Below are 1,455 nucleotides of genomic sequence, written 5' to 3'. Positions count from 1 at the left end.
GCCGTTCCACTCCGCGCGGATCCCGAGCTGCGCCAGGGCCTTATCCACGTAATAGATCGGCAAGAACGACGTCGCCTGCCCATTGCCGCCACCGAATGGATCCGGCGCGACAATATGCTCCGGCGTACTCTGCGGCACGTCGTTGACCACAACCACCGTCGGGTAATACTTGTACTGCGTCGTCTGCTGCGCAGCCAGCGCTGTCGGTCCAAGCACTGCGATGGGTGCGGCCGCCGTAAGCGCCAGTGCGGTCTTCCAGAAATCCTTCTTCATCGTACTCACCCCTTCATGCTCTATCTCAATTTGGATGATATTCACTATCCTGATTTTAGTATATGATGTGTGGATTAAATTTGCAATACTGTATTAGGGATGTTTGGAACTCATTCGAATCACCAATAATCATTTAAGCATGACTGTGTTATACTTGCCATGCAAGCCATCTCACCTCCGCACCACCCACTGCTCCATGTGTCAGGCATTGCGCAGTGGGTGGTGCTATGATGATTGTCTCGGCACTCCAGACGATCCCCGAGTGGAGTGCCTGACCCCGCAACGAATCCTCCCATCCACTCCACAGCAGGAATATTGTGTTATATTGGAGGCGAGAATAGTTGCTCTGTGTTCCTGCTGGGAGGCGAACGACTTTGCCATGCGACTGGATCACAGCCGGAGAAGCCATGCGGTTACTGGGACTTCGCACCTATCAAGAACTCCATGCGCTTATCCGCAACGGAAAACTTGAGTCATACCGACTCCATTCGCATGGCCATCACCGGATTTGTCGAGAGTCCGTAGAGCGCTTGCTGAGAGAGCGCAATTCCTCATCCCACGAACTCGATTAACCATGATGATAAAATTTCCACAAAGCCATACCTGTCAACACGAACTCCACGATAAGCGCAAGAAGAATAGCAATCTTTGCATAGCGTTCAAGCCAACTGCCTAAGATCATCCCTGCGCGAGCCAACTTATACCGCATAGGGATCTGCGGTTCGTGGTTCCACCAAACAAACCTCAACATCGACCGATTCGGTGACAGATACACTGGTCCTTTGCGTGGCGGATCGTCGTAAAGCGCAAGGATGCGCCGACACATCTTCGCGAAAAATTTCTTCCGTTTGCGCTGATCACTTGGAGGATACAGGCACGAAAGAATATCCCAGTAGTCCAAGAGTCCAACCTGTTTCCGGACAAGATCCTGGATTTTTTCGAAGGAAGTTTCCCAATCCTGATCGAACTTTTCTTGGTCCAATATTGGGAAGGCGGGTGTACTCGCCGGATGAGCATAATATCGGACGATCTGATAGGCGGGTTCGATGACTTGTTTACGAAGCAGATGAATATTCACCTTGTTCTTCATGCGTTTATCCCCCCATCGTGATAAAACAACTGCTACACCGATAGAAAAGGACGACGACAGCGCATCATTGAGAATCGTTCTCCAGATAGGTG

The 1,455-nt window shown here is 50.9% G+C and carries 2 protein-coding genes and 1 pseudogene; 1 reads left to right on the top strand and 2 read right to left on the bottom strand.

The genetic code is table 11. From position 1 onward, the window contains the following. Positions 1–273 (bottom strand): annotated as a pseudogene (locus tag AC27E8_RS06635) (hypothetical protein); the annotation flags it as partial. A gap of 341 nt (positions 274–614) precedes the next feature. Between AC27E8_RS06635 and AC27E8_RS06630 the strand changes: the two are divergent. Further along, on the top strand, positions 615–845 hold the full coding sequence (locus AC27E8_RS06630) for a helix-turn-helix domain-containing protein (protein WP_487111396.1): 231 nt from the start codon (positions 615–617) through the stop codon (positions 843–845). Here the strand turns inward: AC27E8_RS06630 and AC27E8_RS06625 are convergent. After that, positions 842–1,455, bottom strand: a 614-nt coding sequence (locus tag AC27E8_RS06625; protein WP_487098631.1) for a hypothetical protein, incomplete at its 5' end; no start/stop codon positions are given. The two genes, AC27E8_RS06630 and AC27E8_RS06625, sit on opposite strands and share 4 nt — an antisense overlap.

This window comes from Alicyclobacillus sp. CIJ1 (assembly GCF_057538885.1).
The sequence above is the reverse complement of the archived record's forward strand: the minus strand, read 5'-3'. Positions and strand labels throughout refer to the sequence as shown.